This window comes from Dyadobacter endophyticus (assembly GCF_014641595.1).
Lineage (GTDB): Bacteria > Bacteroidota > Bacteroidia > Cytophagales > Spirosomataceae > Dyadobacter > Dyadobacter endophyticus.
Genome location: NZ_BMIA01000003.1, coordinates 826,160 through 842,927, shown reverse-complemented (window position 1 = coordinate 842,927; position 16,768 = coordinate 826,160). Strand labels below are relative to the sequence as shown.

The following is a 16,768-nucleotide window of genomic DNA, read 5'->3' as shown; positions in this document are numbered from 1 at the left end:
TACTAGTGCTTCTGTTCTGATGACTTGACTACGGTTAATGCGGTGGCTATGAGCGAGCCCATATCGGCCAGGTTGGCGGGGAGGATCAGCGTGTTACCGGCTTTGGCTATTTTACCAAATTGCTCTACATAGTTTTCGGCTACTTTCAACTGCACAGCCTCGGCGCCACCTTCTTCGCGAATCGCCTGAGCCACTAGCCGGATACTCTCAGCAGTAGCTTCTGCAACCGATTTCAATGCAGAAGCCTCACCTTCCGCCTCGTTGATTTGTCGTAAACGGATACCTTCCGATTCCAGTACTACCTTCTGCTTTTGCCCCTCGGCCACATTGATTGCCGCCTGTTTTTCACCATCCGATTGCAGAATCACCGCGCGCCGTTCACGTTCGGCCTGCATTTGCTTTTCCATGGCTATCAACACGCTTTGGGGCGGGGTAATGTTCTTGATTTCGTAGCGGAGTACTTTCACGCCCCAGCCCGTTGCCGCCTCGTCGATGGATTCCACTACGGCACGGTTAATGGTCATACGTTCTTCAAATGTCTTGTCCAGATCCAGCTTGCCGATCTCGCTCCGCATGGTGGTTTGAGCCAATTGTATTACAGCAAAAGTGTAGTCCGAAATACCGTATGCTGCTTTTCTGGGATCGATTACCTGAATAAAGATGACCCCGTCCATGCGCACCTGCACGTTATCGCGGGTGATACAGATCTGCTCGGGAATATCCACAGCGGCTTCTTTAAGCGTGTACTTATAGGCGATCCGGTCGAAAAAGGGGATGATGAAATTGACGCCCGGTTGAAGCACGGCGTAAAATTTCCCCAAACGTTCCAGAATATAAGCACTTTGCTGTGGGACAACCTTGACGGTCATCAGAATGGTGAGTACCACCAGGACGAGCAGAACAATGAAAGGGGTCATAACAAGTCGTTTTAAGGTCTATGGCGAAAATAACACGAAGGCACCGTCATTCCTACCGGTCTCGGACTAATGTAAGGTAACGGTGCCCGTCGGTCGAACCGCCGGATAAATGGTTCCCTGGCTATGGGATCAAAATCCTTTGACTGCCGAGGTCTTCACCTCTCTTTCCGTACAGTCGTACAACGTACACGCCCGAAGGCAATCCGGTGGTTTCGAACGTGAGCCTGGGAGAGGAAGTTGCCCTGACCGCGATTCCCAGTCCGTTATAGACCCTGGCGGAATAATGCGGGCCCCGACTATCTGCTTCATTCTGAAATATAATCCGGTAAATATGACGGCTCGCCGGAACAACATACCACTTCACCTGCCTGCAACGCAGACGCGCAAACCGGATGGACGAATTCTCGAATGTGCTGTCGGTATCGAAGATCCTGAGGCGATAGTAATTGGCCAGGTTGGGTGAAAGGTCGTCAAAGGTGTAATGCCGGGTTGTTTTGGAAGTTCCGGCTGCATTTACCTTGCCTATCTCCCTGAAATTCCTACCGTCTGTACTCCGCTCGATGGAAAAGTAGTCGGCGTCGGTTTCTTCGGAAGTGCTCCACCACAGCCTGACATTGCATTCCCGGGTTTCTATTTCAAATTTTTCCAGCCGTACCGGTAACGCTTTATTGATAATGCTGCTGAAAAACGCAAAGGCCGCAGCAGTAACACTCATTTCCTGCACGGTAAATTCTGCCATTTCCACAGCCTGGCGCGCATCGGTGTAGCGCCGCAACACAGGGTAAGGGTCTTCTTTGCGATAACCCAGCGGGTAGCGGTTCTGCGGGTCCTGAATGGCGAAGCTGGATGGCCTGTTCATCAACAGCGAGGCCGTCGGCCCGAATACCGGCACACCGGGGACCGGCTCCGCGAACTTGCCGGGTACTGTCGACCAATGCAGCGGGTACTTAGGCGAATACTTGCCGGCACCGGTAATGAAACATTGCGAGAGTGGATTGTTGCCGAGCGGGATGTCCAGTTGAATTTTGGCATAATCCAGCAATTCGGGTTTTTGGAGAAGGGAAGCAAACAGGATGTAATCGAATGCATAGCTCTGTGCCATCCCGAACGAACCGTACCCGATATAGCCTTTGAAATGATGGTAGGCGCCGTGATAGGCGTGGATTTTCATGGTTCGGTTGAAATAATTGAATAGTACTTCACCATTCAGCCTGGCCTTGAATTCGTCCACGAATGCCGTATTCACTGGGAAAGACGTGGTGGAATAGGCCCAGGCCGCTTTGAAAGTATGCTGCTGCCAGCTCATGGTCGCGTGGAACTGGTGTGGGATCTGGGAATACCATTCGTTGAAATCTGTATTGTAGAGGTTTTCGCCGGTTGTTTTGTAGAGCTCTGCGGCTGCCCAGGCCCGGTTATCCGCATCGATCGGATCGGGGTACGGGCCTGCATTGATGCCAGGCACATCAACAGGCGGGGTAGGAGTGGGATGATCTTTCAGGAATGCCCATGCCTGGCGGGCTTTTTCGAGGCAGGAAGCCGCGTAAGTCGCATTGTATTTCTTAAAACTCCGGGCGGCCATAGCCATCGACGCGGCGAAGAGCGCTGTGGATTGTGTCGTCTTTTCCGAAATATACAATGTGTTATGCTCGTCGCCGGGCAGGCCCTGCGACCATGTCGCCGGGGTGACCCGGAAGTACACTCCGCCGTCGGGTGCCTGCATTTGCATAAGCCAATCGGTTTCATATCTGGCTTCATCGAGCCAGTCGGGAATGCCGTTGCCGCTTTCGGGAAGGTTCAAATGCTTGTCGGGGAATTTTTCAGGATAGAGTTCAAATGCTGTGAACAGGACGAACAAAGCGCTGGCTGCCGTGGGCACGTAGCGCCCGTAATCGCCTGCATCGAGCCATCCGTATTGCATGGGAATGTCAGTTCCGGGCGGATAATCCGAAGATGAATGTAATGGAGAATTGACATGCGAGGTATGGATTTGCGCCGTTTGGGACGGTAAACCTTCACGTGCCCATGCACCGGCTTGTGCCGCTTCGAGCTTCCCCGAACGCTGGTAATACAACGCCCTTGTCGTGTTGTAATAGAGTTCATTGTAGCAATCCGCGGAAATGGTGAAGGCCTCCGACCTGCCGTAACCGGGAACGTAAATGAAGTATTGGCCGGGCGTTTGCCATGACGAAAAATCTATCTCAAATACCCGTTCGCCACTGAATGCGTAGTCTGGTTTGAGATATTGACATGTTCCGCTGAAAACAGGTTGCTGGTCGGTCCCGATCACCTGGAATGGCGGCGGTGAAATAGTATCGACAGGCATAAACCAGGCGTCACCCAGAAACCTTCCTAATTTCCCTAACTTCGGCCCTTCCGGCAGGTATCCGATCTGATTGGCCTTCACATTGCCGCGGATTTCGGTGTCGCTGAATGTAAAAGTGATATCCACTGCTGTTTCGTTGCCGTCGGAATCACGGATCGCATCGGCTTGCAGGCGATAGACCTTACCGTTTTTGAATGGTTTGCCAAAAATCAGGTATAGTTCAAAAACAATATCGGGCTCGCCGGCAGATGAAAGACCTTTGACAAAACTATGCAGGCCGATAAGAACCGGATTGGCGGTGGTTTGATAGTCAGGATCGTTCGTAGCATGTGCCGAGTAACGGCTCGTGTTGTGGCATCCTGTGGTATCGAATCTTTCGCTGATCGTCAGTAGAATAACGCGGTCGGAAACCGGTGCAGATGTTATGCCCGGGCTTCCGGGTAGTGAGCCGGCTTGCCAGGCATTTGCGCTGCCGGCCACCAGCATGATCATGAATAAAATCGCTCTTCCCATCACATTTCATGTTTGATTTGGAAGAGGTAGCAGCGATACCTGTGCCGTTTTAACAGCAAAATGAATAGGAACTCCCAACCGTCGATGCTTATTTATCAGCCGGTTGGAATAGTGAAAATGATGCTGGCAGGAAAATGAACGAGATTTTCTGAACGGGGACTTAGTTCCTCAGTATCTCCTTGGAAATCACTATTTTTTGTATTTCGCTCGTGCCTTCGCCAATGGTGCAGAGTTTACTGTCGCGATAGAATTTTTCGGCGGGGTAATCTTTGACAAAGCCATAACCGCCGAAAATCTGCACCGCTTCGTTGGACACACGCACGGCCGTTTCGGACGAGTGGTATTTGGCCACGGAGCTCGCCAGCGTTACTTTTTCTCCTGCGTCTTTCAATGCGGCGGCGTGGAAGGTCAGTAATGAAGAGGCCTGGACGTCGGTGTACATGTCGGCCAGCTTAAATGCAATAGCTTGAAAGTCGCAGATCGCTTTGCCAAATTGTTTACGCTCTTTGGAATAGGCTAATGCGGCCTCGTAGGCGCCCCAGGCTGTACCTACGCCCAATGCGGCGATGGAAATGCGGCCGCCGTCGAGCACTTTAAGTGACTGGATAAATCCGTCGCCAATTTCGCCAAGCCTCTGGCTGTCGGGAATGCGGCAATCCTGAAAGAGCAGTTCGACGGTTTCGGAAGCCCGCATTCCGAGTTTGTCTTCCTTGCGGCCCGGGCTGAAGCCCGGAGTTTTGGTGTCGAGCACAAATGCGGTGGCGCCGTGTTTGTCGCCGGGTTCGCCGGTTCTTGTTATTACTACCAGCACATCGGCGCTTTTGCCGTTGGTGATGAAATTTTTAGATCCGTTAATTACCCAGTCGTTACCATCCCGCACGGCCACTGTTTGCATATTGCCGGCATCGGAGCCGGTGTTGGGTTCGGTAAGTCCCCAAGCGCCCACGAGCGAGCCCGTAGCGAGGCCGGGAAGATATTTTTGCTTCTGTTCGTCATTGCCGAACATATATATGTGATTGGTACATAGTGAATTATGTGCAGCCATGGATAATGCAACCGACGGATCTGTTTTCGCCAGCTCGACAATCGCCGTGACGTACTCGCGGTAGCCGAGGCCGGCCCCGCCCAGATCTTCCGGAATGAGCATTCCCATGAGACCGAGCTCTCCCAATGCTTTGAAAAGTTCTTTCGGAAAATGCTGCTCCTCATCCCAGGTGCGGATGTGCGGCTTGATATGCAGTGCTGCGAAATCCCTGACGGTTTGTTTAATAAGGTCACAAATTTCGTCGGAAGGGTTCTTGGTCAGGTCTTTTGCTCGTGTGTCCATAGATGTTGATGCTTATATTTGTGTGAGTACCCAATGATAGTGAGAATGCGACAAAATCGCTAGCCAGTAACGAACAAATCCAAATGGCAGCGGTGAACATTCATTTAAAAAAATTACTTTTGCAACCGTCCTGACGCACTGGACTTAGTTAAGTACAATTCCCGGATTTTATTTACAAGTGCCAAAACAGCTATATAATAATTAACCGTTTATGAAAATTGCAGTAGTAGGAACAGGATACGTTGGTTTGGTGACGGGTACCTGCTTTGCCGAGACCGGCAACCAGGTGACTTGCGTCGATATCGACGTCAGAAAGGTGGAACGCCTTCAAAAAGGAGAAATACCCATTTACGAGCCAGGTCTGGACGTTCTTTTCGACCGGAACGTGGCCGAGGGACGTCTGGTTTTCACCACCAACCTGGCCGAAGGCATCAAGGATGCCCAGGTGATATTCCTCGCATTGCCAACGCCTCCGGGTGAAGATGGCTCGGCCGACCTTAAATATATTCTCAAAGTTGCCGACGATCTCGGACCGATCCTAGATCAGTACGCGGTGATCATCGACAAAAGCACAGTTCCGGTGGGAACAGCTGAGAAAGTACGGGCAGCAATCGCTAAAAATGCGAAAGTAGACTTCGACGTGGTATCCAATCCGGAATTCCTTCGTGAAGGCGTTGCCGTGGAAGATTTCATGAAACCCGACCGCGTGGTAGTAGGAACAACCTCGGAAAAAGCCAAAAGGGTAATGGAGAAGTTGTACGCTCCGCTGGTACGTCAGGGTAACCCTGTTATCTTCATGGATGAGCGCTCGGCGGAAATGACCAAATATGCGGCCAACTCGTTCTTGGCGATGAAGATCACCTTCATGAACGAAATTGCAAACCTTTGCGAGAAAGTAGGTGCCAATGTCGACGATATTCGTCGTGGTATCGGGACCGACAGCCGTATCGGCAAGCGCTTCCTGTTTGCGGGTATCGGATATGGTGGTAGCTGTTTTCCAAAAGACGTTCAGGCTTTGGCTAAAACTTCATTGGATTACGATTACGACTTCCGCATCCTGAAATCGGTAATGGATGTGAATTACGACCAGAAGAAGAAATTGCTTCCGATGGTGGATAATTTCTTTGCTGACGGTTTAAAAGGTAAGACGATCGCGGTTTGGGGATTGGCATTCAAACCTTATACCGACGACATCCGCGAAGCACCAGCGTTGGAGAACATCGAAGCATTGTTGGCAGCGGGTGCAAAGGTGACCGCTTATGACCCCGAAGCGATGAACAACGTGAAGGGTGTTTTGGGCGATCAGGTTACGTTCTGCCACACGCCTTACGCAGCGCTCGACGATGCGGATGCATTGATGATCTTTACCGAATGGCCCCAGTTCCGCACACCGGAATTCGAGAAAATGGGTAAACTGCTGAAAAACAAAGTGATTTTTGACGGAAGGAACTTGTACGAACTCGATCAGATGCGTGAAATGGGTTATACCTATTACAGCATTGGTCGCGAGAAGGTGGTGCCGGCCTGATCATAAAATAGTAAATACTCTAAATTACTCATCTTAATGAAACGTGTTTTAATTACGGGAGCAGCAGGTTTCCTGGGTTCGCACCTCTGCGAGCGTTTTTTAAAGGAGGGAATGTATGTGATCGGGATGGATAACCTGATCACCGGCGATATGCGTAATATCGAGCACCTGATGCCAAACCCGAATTTCGAGTTTTACCATCACGACGTGACCAAATATGTGCACGTGCCGGGTGAACTCGATTACATTATGCACTTCGCATCTCCCGCCAGTCCGATCGACTATCTGAAAATTCCGATCCAGACGCTCAAAGTAGGGGCAATGGGAACGCATAACCTGCTGGGACTGGCCCGTGCCAAAAAATCACGTTTCATTATCGCTTCTACTTCGGAAGTATACGGCGATCCGCTGGTACACCCCCAAACTGAGGATTACTGGGGCCACGTGAACCCGATCGGACCGCGCGGCTGCTACGACGAGGCAAAACGTTACCAGGAGGCAATCACGATGGCTTATCACCGTTACCACGGCCTCGAAACCCGCATCGTTCGTATCTTCAACACCTACGGACCCAGAATGCGCCTCAACGACGGACGTGTGTTGCCTGCATTCATGGGCCAGGCATTGCGTGGCGAGGACATTACCGTGTTCGGTGATGGCACGCAAACGCGCGCATTCTGCTATGTGGATGATTTGGTGGAAGGTATCTATCGCCTGCTGATGAGCGACTACTCGTTGCCTGTCAATATCGGTAACCCCAAAGAGATCACGATCGGCCAGTTTGCCGAAGAGATTATCAAGCTGACGGGCACGGATCAGAAAGTGGTTTACAAGCCGCTTCCGCAAGACGACCCCAAACAGCGTCAGCCGGATATTTCGAAAGCGAAGGAAATTCTTGGCTGGGAACCCAAAGTGTCCCGCGAAGAAGGTTTGCGCATCACTTACGACTATTTCCGCAGCCTGCCGAAAGAGCGTTTGTACGAAGAGTCAAACCACCGCGGTTTCGAAGGATTCAGCGCGAAGATATAACCCCGGCTTGAAAGCCGGGGAGAGCCCGGCCGGAGAGGCCATAAATCAAAAAACCCGCATCAAGCGGGTTTTTTGTTGGTTAAGGTAGGGAATCAGTCTATACTTCCATGATCTCCTTTTCCTTGATGGAGAATATCTGTTCGATCTTGGCAACGTAGCTGTCAGTCAGTTTCTGAACACGGTCTTCGCTCGATTTAACAAGGTCTTCGGCAACGCCGTCCTTCGTCAGTTTACGCAGCGAGTTGTTTGCGTCCTGACGGATGTTGCGGACATTGATCTTCGCCGTTTCGATTTCGTTTTTAGCCCGTTTCACGAGTTCGCGACGGCGCTCTTCATTCAATGGAGGGACAGAAATCCGGATCATATCGCCGTCATTGGAAGGCGAAAAGCCGAGGTTGCTGTTGCGGATCGCCTTTTCGATGTCATTGATGATCTTCTTCTCGAAGGGTTTGATCGCCAGCGTCCGTGCGTCGGGCGTGTTAATCGTCGCCACGTTCTGGATCGGCGTCATTGAACCATAGTAATCGATCTGAAGACCTTCCAGCATTTGAGGGGATGCTTTTCCGGCGCGGATTTTACCTAATTCAATGATAAGGTGTTTGATCGCACCGTCCATGGTATCCTTGGCGACGTCCAGATATAATTCTATTTCTTCCATTGTTATATAATAAGCTGTATTTTCTATTAGTTCGAGATCAGTGTTCCCACCTGGCCGCCCATTACCAGATCATAAAGGTTGCCGGGCTTGTTCATATCGAATACAATGATCGGCAGATCGTTTTCCTTGCACAATGTGAATGCGGTAAGGTCCATGATCTTGAGGTTTTTGGATAATGCCTCGTCAAATGTAATTTTTGAGTATTTGGTAGCAGTAGGATCTTTCTCGGGGTCGGCAGTGTAAACGCCGTCGACACGTGTGCCTTTTAAGACCACTTCGGATTCCGACTCGATGGCACGGAGGCCAGCGGTAGTGTCGGTGGTAAAATAGGGGTTACCGGTTCCTGCCCCGAAGATCACCACGCGTCCTTTTTCGAGGTGACGGACTGCCCGGCGGCGGATCAATGGCTCGCAAACCTGTTCCATTTTTATTGCCGACATCAGGCGCGTGTTCATTCCGTGTTTTTCGAGTGAGCTCTGGATGGCCATCCCGTTGATCACGGTGGCCAGCATGCCCATATGATCGCCCTGAACGCGGTCGATCCCTGATTTTTCCACGGATGCACCGCGAAATATGTTTCCACCACCAATTACGATTGCAACCTGCACGCCGACCTCGGTAATCCTTTTGATTTCCTTGGCATAATTATCGAGAATGTTAAAGTCAATAACCTGACCTTTATCGCCACCGTTGAGTGCTTCTCCGCTGAGTTTCAGTAATAAACGTTTATATTTTGGTTCCGGCATGGTTGTGATGTGGTGTTTTGATCCGTAAAAATAAGCGGACGAAGTTCAGATTCACAAGTAATTTAGTGAAACTCCAATAATACCTGGTTTTTTTCCACAATCTGTCCGGGCATCACTTTCAGCGTTTTAATAATGCCGCTGCCCGACGATTTGATCACATTTTCCATTTTCATCGCTACCAATACCAGGAGGTTGTCGCCTTTGGCAATGCTGTCGCCTTCGGCCACGGCAATGGACTGGATCAGGCCCGGCATAGGCGCTTTCACGTTGTTGATCTTCTGGGACGCGCCGTTCTGCATGCCCATTTTTTCGAGCAGAAGGTCGAGATCGTCCTTGGCCGTCGTGTGGTAATGCTGGCCGTTGATGAGCAAATGCGTCGACTTTTCGGCCGGGTTGCGGTCGACGATTTCGATATTGTAGGATTTGTTATTCCAGATGACGTGGAAACGGTTGTTGCCGAGGGCCGCGATGTCGCCATCGAAAGCGTTGCCATTGATAAACCAGCCGTCCTTGCGCTGATCGATTTCAAATGTACTGCCCTGTTCCGGCTGTTCGCCTTGCGGCTTGTTACCCACGTTTACTTTCAGCATACCATTTCACTGTAATCGTTTGAGATTTCTTTGAGGATGCTGCTCAGCTCGTCAAATGTAGGCGCTTCCACGAGGCGCATTCTGTAAGGTTTGAAGTGTTCCAGTCCTTTGAAATAATTGGTATAGTGCCTTCTCATTTCAAAAACACCTGCTACCTGGCCTTTCCAGCGGATCGAGAATTCGAGGTGCCTGCGGCAGACGTCCACACGTTGTTCCATGGTAGGCGGCGGGAGTTTTTCTCCGGTTTTGAGATAATGCTTGATTTCGTTAAAAATCCATGGATTACCGATTGTCGCCCGGCCGATCATAATGCCGTCGACGCCGTAGCGGTTTTTGTATTCCAAAGCCTTCTCGGGCGTATCGATATCGCCATTCCCGAAGATCGGAATGGTAATGCGCGGGTTTTCCTTGATTTTGGCGATGAGCGACCAGTCGGCGGAGCCTTTATACATCTGCACGCGTGTGCGGCCGTGGATGGACAGTGCTTTAATACCAATGTCCTGTAAACGCTCAGCCACATCTTCCACATTCCGGGTGTTTTCATCCCAGCCCAAACGCGTTTTTACGGTCACCGGCAGATGCGTCGATTTAATCACCGACTCGGTCATTTTAACCATTTTCGGAATATCCTGCAACAATGCAGCGCCCGCACCGCGACACGCGACATTCTTCACCGGACAGCCGTAATTGATATCGATCAGGTCGGGGTTTACGCGCGACGCGATCTCCGCGCACGAGCCCATCGTTTCGACATCACTACCAAAGAGCTGGATACCGACCGGTCTTTCATACTCGAAAATATCCAGTTTTTGAACACTTTTAGCGGCATCCCGGATGAGCCCTTCCGACGAAACGAACTCCGTGTACATCAAATCCGCCCCGTTTTCCTTGCAGACCGCGCGGAACGGCGGATCGCTCACATCCTCCATTGGGGCGAGCAGTAACGGAAAATCGCTCAATTCTATATTTCCAATCTTAACCATAATCCTTCAACACCACTTCGCAGTAATATGATAATAAACTGTAAATTTACACCAATTATGCAAAATAGTAACCCGAATCTGGTTGTTTCCCGCGTACCTGGTACATGGGGCAGTTTGTTGGTGTTGGTCGGCTTCATGCTTATCGGTATGGCCGTGGGGAATGTCCTGGCGGTTATGGCGCTGGCCATTTACCTCGGTGCCGACACCGAGAGCGTAACGGTACTGCTCACCCAGCTTTTTGCACAACCCGAAAAAATACCAAATGGATGGAATGCGCTGATGATCATGCAAGGCACCGTCCACTTCTTTTCCTATTTGCTACCGACACTCATTTATTGGTTTTATATCGAACGGCGCACGATCGGTGACCTGAGTACCAACCGGAAACCCGCATGGCACATATGGGTGCTGGCTTTTGTGTTGGTATTGGCATTTATTCCGGCGAATAGCAAATTCATCGAATGGAACGCTGCGATGGACCTGCCCGATGCATTGTCGGGGCTTGAAAAATGGATGCGCGACAAGGAGGATCAGCTTTCGGTGATGACGGAGTTTCTCACGAGCTATAATAGTTTCAGTCAACTGCTGATTGCGTTGTTCGTGGTTACGCTCCTGCCTGCGTTGGGCGAAGAGATGCTTTTTCGTGGGGTTATCCAGACTAAGATTTTTCAGGAATCGCGCAATATTCACCTTGCGATATGGGTATCGGCTGCAATTTTCAGCGCTATCCATTTCCAGTTTTATGGTTTTTTGCCGCGGATGATGCTTGGTGCATTGTTCGGGTATCTGTATTATTGGACCGGCAATTTGTGGGTGGCGATCCTTGCACATTTCGTCAATAACGGCTTTGTGCTGGTAATGATGTACTTACATAATGTGGGTATAATTGAGATCAATATCGAAGAGGCAAAATCGATGCCGTTCGTGCTTATTCTGGCTTCACTGCTGGTTTCGACAGCCATACTCGGCGCGATCAGAAAGAACGGACAAGGGGCAGGAACAGGTGTTCCCCGCAACTTTTAAGATAATTTAACATTTTAAAAAATAATGGAAGAAAACTGGGCGAAAGCCTACCAGAGCGGACAGGCGATCCGGGCAGAAATAGCCCGCGAAATTTTGGATCAGAACGGGGTTGCGGCGGTGATTGTGAACAAACAGGACAGCAACTACCCGGTTTTCGCAAACTTTGAAGTGCATGTGCCCGCGGCCGATCTCGAAAAGGCCCAAACAATACTGATGAATGAAGACGCGCTTAAACAACCTGAGTAACTTACAGCAAAGGACTATCACCGGGTTAGCGGGCGTATTTGTCATCATTGGTTGCATTATTTACAGCGAATGGTCGTTTCTGCTGTTGTTTTGCGCCATCAGTTCGCTCACACAGCTTGAATTTTACAAACTACTCGGTCTCGACGGCAACCAGCCCCTCACGTATTATGGCACGTTCTGTGGCACAGTCATGATACTTCTTGCGTATTTGATAGAGCAGGACATCGTACAGTTTGAAAATTACTTCATCATCAGCCCGTTGCTGTCGATGATCTTTTTTATCAAACTATACAAAAAGAACGACCTGAAACCCTTTACAAACATCGGTTTTACGTTTCTGGGCATTATCTACGTGGCATTGCCGTTCGCATTGATCATCGTGATGGCGCTGCGCGGGGGGACCTACAATTACGAAATCGTGCTCGGTAGCCTGCTGCTCCTCTGGGCGTCGGATATCGGGGGGTATTTTGCAGGGACCAAATTTGGGAAGAGAAAGCTGTTCGAGCGTATTTCTCCCAAAAAGTCCTGGGAAGGGTCCATGGGCAGTGCGGTTTTTGCGGGCATTATCGCATTTGCCCTGGGGTATTATTTCCGTACCTTCGAACCCTGGAAATGGTATTGCATCGGAGCGATTATCGTGGTAGTGGGTACTTACGGTGACCTGGTTGAATCGCTTTTCAAGCGGAGCATCGCTATTAAGGACTCGGGAAGCAGTATTCCCGGCCATGGGGGCTTCCTCGATCGTTTCGACGGCCTTTTATTGTCGGCGCCATTTATTGTTACGTTTTTGAAGTTATTTTCCTGAGTAAAGTCGCTTTGTATGAAATGCAGGGCAATGACCGGTTACTCAGGCCGTTTGTAAAATAAGGAACGAAATTTTTACAAGCTTTTGGCAGACACTATTTGAAGGGAAATTTATCATCGTGCTAATCAAAGTTTCCGGGGTGTTTTCCCGGGGCGTAATCTGGAAGGAATGAAACGGAGTTTTTTAATATTTTTCCTCGTGCTGGCGGGAATGTTGTGTGGGCGGGAAGCATTTGCTCAGGGTGAACAGAAAGCGATTATCTTTTCAGGGGTCGTTGTAGGAGGTAAAACCACTGAGCGCTTACCTGGCGCCACCATTTTTATTGCGAACGCGGGACGGGGAACACTTGCAAAAGCTAATGGCGAGTTTCAGATCCCTGTTTTTCCGGGCGATAGCATCGTGTTCAGTTATGTCGGGTATAAAAAGCAATACCACATTGTTCCAAGAGGTTATAACTCCGATATCTATTCGGCGATTGTTGCCTTGCGCGAGGACGTGGTGACCCTTTCCGGCGTTACCATTTATCCGTTTTCAACCGAAGAAGAATTTAAAAGGGCTTTCCTCGCGCTCAAATTGCCGGATCAGGCTGAGCGTGATGCGTTGGCAAAAAGTACCGACCCGGATTATATCAACCGGCTTGCCGCTCAAATGCCCAACAATGCGCAGACCAACTACCGGTACTCGATGGATCAGCTAATGTTCGGTCGCGAATCGGCAGCGAACAAAGGTTTTGCCACAAGCTTTCCTTTCCTGAACCCATTTGCATGGGCAAAATTTATCAAATCTGTGAAAAATGGAGATTTGAAGCAGAAGGATTGGAGCAAGGAGCTGAATGCGACCCCGCGCGAGAATATTACCAAGCAGGATTTCATTTTACCAAGCCCCAGCGAAACAGAAGCTGCGAAGAAAAGAAGCAGCAACTAAATCAGGCCGGCCGGCTCAAACTTTTTTAACTGCAAATCATTTCCATCAAATGCGGCGTAATGCTGCTGGGTAACCCATTCGCCGAGGTTAATGTACTTCGATTGTGCGTTGACGTGCATGTCTAATACCAAATGCCGGTGCCCGAAAATGTAGTAATCGTGATGTTCAGACGTCTCGACCTCGCGGCAATATTGGAACAACCACTCATTATCCGCACCTAAAAACCGCTCTTCACCCTTATTTACATTCGCCAGCCGACTGCGTTTCGACCATTCGGAGGCGATCCACATGCCCACATCCGGGTGCACGACGCGGAAAAGCCATTGGAAAAATCGGTTTTCGAAAACTCTCTTCAAAAACTTGTAAGTATGGTCGCCCGGGCCCAAACCGTCGCCGTGGCCTACCAATAACTTTTTTTGCCCTGTTTGTGAAGTAATATTAAAACTCACCGGATTGCGGTAAATGGGCGCGCCGAGTTCTTCGGTGAGGTAGCCCGACATCCACATATCATGGTTTCCCGTAAAAATGACCAACTCGATTCCGTCGTCGGCCAGCTCGGCCAGCTTACCCAGTAAGCGCACGAAGCCTTTGGGTACCGCGCGGTTGTATTCAAACCAGAAATCAAAAATATCACCCACCAGGAAAATGACCTGTGCATCGTGCCGGATCGACTCTAACCAGCTCACTATGCGTTTTTCACGCTCCCGGCTGGCGGTTGCGGTGGGTACTCCGAGATGAAAGTCCGACGCGAAGTAAATGCGGCGCCCCGGCGCAAGGATAATGTTTTTTTGCTGGAATGAAAGACTCATGTAGGTATGACAAATGCGGTGCAATTTACAACGTTCGTGTCAAATGAGTGCATGGGAGTGGAAGTCAGCCAATAACTCAATTAATATCAGCTAGTTCCGGTAAATGTGTAAATTTAGTATAGTGTTCACCCCATTCAAATATGCACATGAAGAAGATAGCAAACTGGGTTACGTGCGTCGTTCTGGCGCTGGCTGCAACCCCGGCAGTTTCTGTTGCGCAAGTAAGGATCAACGATCCGGGCCGGGTGGTTGAAAGACAGGCTGAGAACCGGGCGAATCGTAAGATTGATCAGGCGGTAGACAAGGGTTTAGATTCGGTAGAAGAGGGAATTGGGAATTTATTTAAAAAGAAAGATAAAAAAGCAGCTGAAACGCAGTCAAAACCGGGCGAGCAGCCAGTTAATACGAAGGGTAATGCTGACAACGACCCGGCAGGCAGCAGCGACGACGCAGCTACCGCTGATACCGCCGCAAAACCAGGTAAGTCAACGCTGAAATCGTACAGTAAATTTGACTTTATACCGGGAGAAAAGATTGTGGCGATCGAAGACTTCTCGCAGGATGCCGTCGGTGATTTTCCCGCCAAATGGAACACGAATTCATCCGGCGAAATAGTGACGATTGAAGGCACCGAGGGGAAATGGCTTATGCTTGGTCCGGAAGGTGTATTTCATCCGGAATTCATAACGGCATTGCCGGAAAACTTTACATTGGAATTCAATCTCGCTACCACTACCGAGTTCAGTTTCTACTCCGGTTATCTGAGAACGGTGATTGCGGAAGTGGCGGCCCCAGCGAAAGAATTCACGAACTGGAAAGGATTTGACGGCGGCAAAAAGAACGGGTTGGAAATAGCGCTGCACCCCAATAATGCAGGCGGCACCCAAGGACTCGCTGCATTCAACGTATTTGGCGAGGACGGATCTTCCCTGATGAAAAATGAAAAGAGCATTCCCGCATTTCACACGCCCGACCATAATGTGGTGAAAGTATCGGTGTGGCGTCAGAAAACAAGATTGCGTGTGTATGTTGACGATTACAAAGTATGGGATTTGCCCCGCGCTTTCGACGCGACGCGCAAGTATAACTTCATCGCATTTTCCAACCAGGGCTACCACGAAGAAGCGAATCGTTATTTCGTTTCCAATCTGAGGCTGGCCGTTGGAGCGCCAGATACACGCAGCAAACTCATCACAGAAGGGAAATTCTCCACCACGGGTATTCATTTCGATGTCAATTCAGCGACTATCAAGCCGGAATCTTATGGTACCCTGAAAGAAATTGCAGTGGTGCTGACGGAAAATATCGGTGTAAGAGTGAAGATCATCGGCCATACCGATTCGGACGGGGACGATGCGGCAAATCTGGTTTTGTCCCAAAAGCGTTCGGAGGCCGTCAGAGCCGCGTTGTCCAGTGATTTCGGAATTGATGGTTCGCGGATGGAGACCGATGGTAAAGGCGAAGTAGAGCCAGCCGCCCCCAACACTACGGCGGAAGGTAAAGCGGGGAACCGGCGTGTCGAATTTGTGAAAATGTAGGGATGGTATGGTTTTTCAACAGGCTCTTTCTAGCTTGCATCCATTTTAAAGAACCTGCGAAATGAAACGTTACCTATTTGTTTTAATGCTTTCGGTATGCCTGTTGGCAGCACTGCCTCTTGCATTTGCCCAGGCTACTAAAAAGATCCCTGCCGACAAGCAGCGCGCATTGCTCTGGAAGCCCGACAAAGGGCAATACTATTTCAGCCATGCCCTGGTTTTCGATTATCAGAACAAGGCCGACAAAACCTCCGGAACGCTCAAAATACACCTGGATCCGGTAACCGGTGCGATGTGCTTTGTAAAAGAAACGAGTTTTGGACAAGGTGGGAAGAGTTTCGATTTTGTGATCGGCTTCCCCGACGGGAAATATATCTTTTGTGGTAGCGACGAGGATGGCAAAAAGGTGAGGATTAACGAGGTAGTGAAGGAATTTAAACCCGACGTGGATACCAGAAAGCAACAGCAGGACGATTTCAAAACCTATGTTGTTCCCACGGAAAACAAGAGAGAGGAGTTTGGCCTGACCAGCACCGAGTATGACTTGACTTACGCCACGTCCGGCAGTCAGGAGAAAATCTGGCTGACCAAAACGCCATTCAGCGTATATCCAATTTATGGCCTCGAATTTGTGGAAAGCGCCGTAAGCCTGCCTGTTTCGTTTGATTATATGAACCTGCTGCCTTCGGATTTGCTGCTATCGGAGATCAACTCGAAGGATGTGGTGTTGAAATTGAAAAGCTTCGGGAAAGACCCCTACACGGCGAATGCAAAGGGGTATTCGGTGTTGAAAGTGAATGATTGATGGC

16 protein-coding genes are annotated in these 16,768 nt (G+C 49.9%); 8 read left to right on the top strand and 8 right to left on the bottom strand.

Translation table 11 applies throughout. The annotated features are described in order from the left end of the window. Positions 1–2: 2 nt before the first annotated feature. The 3 genes from IEY24_RS23305 to IEY24_RS23295 all read right to left on the bottom strand — a co-directional run bounded on the left by IEY24_RS23305 (position 3) and on the right by IEY24_RS23295 (position 5,080). Positions 3–917: an SPFH domain-containing protein gene (locus IEY24_RS23305; protein ID WP_188936603.1), complete on the bottom strand. Its 915-nt coding sequence runs from the start codon at positions 915–917 to the stop codon at positions 3–5. 121 nt (positions 918–1,038) lie between these two features. Further along, positions 1,039–3,753, bottom strand: a complete 2,715-nt coding sequence (locus tag IEY24_RS23300; RefSeq protein ID WP_188936602.1) for a glycoside hydrolase family 9 protein — start codon at positions 3,751–3,753, stop codon at positions 1,039–1,041. A 160-nt stretch (positions 3,754–3,913) separates the two neighbouring features. Next, positions 3,914–5,080 carry an acyl-CoA dehydrogenase family protein gene (locus IEY24_RS23295; RefSeq protein WP_188936601.1) on the bottom strand — a complete coding sequence of 389 codons (1,167 nt, stop codon included), beginning with the start codon at positions 5,078–5,080 and terminating at the stop codon, positions 3,914–3,916. A 211-nt stretch (positions 5,081–5,291) separates the two neighbouring features. Here IEY24_RS23295 and IEY24_RS23290 point away from each other — a divergent pair, with 211 nt between their 5' ends. Both IEY24_RS23290 and IEY24_RS23285 read left to right on the top strand, forming a co-directional pair. Next, a complete protein-coding gene (locus tag IEY24_RS23290) occupies positions 5,292–6,608 on the top strand; it encodes a UDP-glucose dehydrogenase family protein (RefSeq protein WP_188936593.1) in 1,317 nt (438 codons plus the stop codon). Between the two features lie 36 nt (positions 6,609–6,644). Further along, entirely contained in the window at positions 6,645–7,637 is a 993-nt protein-coding gene (locus tag IEY24_RS23285) for a UDP-glucuronic acid decarboxylase family protein (RefSeq protein ID WP_188936590.1), read from the top strand. 97 nt (positions 7,638–7,734) lie between these two features. Here IEY24_RS23285 and frr read toward each other — a convergent pair whose 3' ends face one another. The 4 genes from frr to dusB all read right to left on the bottom strand — a co-directional run bounded on the left by frr (position 7,735) and on the right by dusB (position 10,614). Beyond that, entirely contained in the window at positions 7,735–8,295 is a 561-nt protein-coding gene (gene frr / locus IEY24_RS23280) for a ribosome recycling factor (RefSeq protein WP_188936588.1), read from the bottom strand. A gap of 26 nt (positions 8,296–8,321) precedes the next feature. Continuing rightward, entirely contained in the window at positions 8,322–9,041 is a 720-nt protein-coding gene (pyrH, locus tag IEY24_RS23275; protein ID WP_188936586.1) for a UMP kinase, read from the bottom strand. A 62-nt stretch (positions 9,042–9,103) separates the two neighbouring features. Continuing rightward, positions 9,104–9,631, bottom strand: coding sequence for an acyl-CoA carboxylase biotin carboxyl carrier protein subunit (locus IEY24_RS23270; RefSeq protein ID WP_188936584.1), 528 nt, complete (start codon positions 9,629–9,631; stop codon positions 9,104–9,106). Then, positions 9,625–10,614 carry a tRNA dihydrouridine synthase DusB gene (dusB, locus tag IEY24_RS23265; RefSeq protein ID WP_188936582.1) on the bottom strand — a complete coding sequence of 330 codons (990 nt, stop codon included), beginning with the start codon at positions 10,612–10,614 and terminating at the stop codon, positions 9,625–9,627. Before dusB ends, IEY24_RS23270 begins: the two co-directional genes overlap by 7 nt. 57 nt (positions 10,615–10,671) lie before the next feature. Here dusB and IEY24_RS23260 point away from each other — a divergent pair, with 57 nt between their 5' ends. The 4 genes from IEY24_RS23260 to IEY24_RS23245 all read left to right on the top strand — a co-directional run bounded on the left by IEY24_RS23260 (position 10,672) and on the right by IEY24_RS23245 (position 13,612). After that, on the top strand, positions 10,672–11,637 hold the full coding sequence (locus IEY24_RS23260) for a CPBP family intramembrane glutamic endopeptidase (RefSeq protein WP_188936580.1): 966 nt from the start codon (positions 10,672–10,674) through the stop codon (positions 11,635–11,637). A gap of 24 nt (positions 11,638–11,661) precedes the next feature. Next, positions 11,662–11,883 carry a putative signal transducing protein gene (locus IEY24_RS23255; RefSeq protein ID WP_188936578.1) on the top strand — a complete coding sequence of 74 codons (222 nt, stop codon included), beginning with the start codon at positions 11,662–11,664 and terminating at the stop codon, positions 11,881–11,883. Continuing rightward, complete coding sequence (locus tag IEY24_RS23250) at positions 11,855–12,688, top strand: phosphatidate cytidylyltransferase (protein ID WP_188936576.1); 834 nt, start codon at positions 11,855–11,857, stop codon at positions 12,686–12,688. The genes IEY24_RS23255 and IEY24_RS23250 overlap by 29 nt, the downstream gene beginning before the upstream one ends. 168 nt (positions 12,689–12,856) lie before the next feature. After that, complete coding sequence (locus IEY24_RS23245) at positions 12,857–13,612, top strand: carboxypeptidase-like regulatory domain-containing protein (protein ID WP_188936574.1); 756 nt, start codon at positions 12,857–12,859, stop codon at positions 13,610–13,612. On the opposite strand, the gene IEY24_RS23240 is transcribed toward IEY24_RS23245, so the two are convergent. Further along, positions 13,609–14,421 (bottom strand): UDP-2,3-diacylglucosamine diphosphatase, encoded by an 813-nt coding sequence (locus IEY24_RS23240; RefSeq protein ID WP_188936571.1) that lies wholly within the window; start codon positions 14,419–14,421, stop codon positions 13,609–13,611. The genes IEY24_RS23245 and IEY24_RS23240 overlap by 4 nt on opposite strands. Positions 14,422–14,567: 146 nt before the next feature. Here IEY24_RS23240 and IEY24_RS23235 point away from each other — a divergent pair, with 146 nt between their 5' ends. Beyond that, entirely contained in the window at positions 14,568–15,959 is a 1,392-nt protein-coding gene (locus IEY24_RS23235; RefSeq protein WP_188936569.1) for an OmpA family protein, read from the top strand. Positions 15,960–16,020: 61 nt separating this feature from the next. Beyond that, entirely contained in the window at positions 16,021–16,764 is a 744-nt protein-coding gene (locus tag IEY24_RS23230; protein WP_188936567.1) for a hypothetical protein, read from the top strand. Positions 16,765–16,768 lie beyond the last annotated feature (4 nt).